This is a genomic window from Citrobacter sp. Cf088 (assembly GCF_030334295.1).
Lineage (GTDB): Bacteria > Pseudomonadota > Gammaproteobacteria > Enterobacterales > Enterobacteriaceae > Citrobacter > Citrobacter freundii.
On record NZ_JAOWEE010000025.1, the window covers coordinates 1 to 283 of the forward strand.

The window sequence follows — 283 nt, forward strand, 5'->3', positions numbered from 1 at the left end:
CTCCCAGCCAGGCGCAGTACCGCTCCGCTTCGTTCCAGTCCACATGCGCAGGTGCATCCGGGATTTGTCCCATCTCGTTCCACTTCTGCCGGGTGATACGCCCCTTAACCTCCCGGTCCTTCAGACCATTCCAGGCCAGATAAAACTGGTACTGCTGGTTGCTGGCTTTAAATTTACTCAGCGAATAGCTGCTTAACTCCACCCTGTGTAATGGTTTGCTGTCTTTACGCCCGTCGTACTGCAGTCTTTCCACGCCATACTCTTCGCCAAAATCCCCCATCAG

1 protein-coding gene is annotated in these 283 nt (G+C 54.4%); it reads right to left on the minus strand.

Annotated features, from left to right (window positions below; all coding sequences use genetic code 11):
- Positions 1 to 283, minus strand: a 283-nt coding sequence (locus OGV71_RS01560) for an SUMF1/EgtB/PvdO family nonheme iron enzyme (RefSeq protein WP_286532467.1), incomplete at both ends; no start/stop codon positions are given.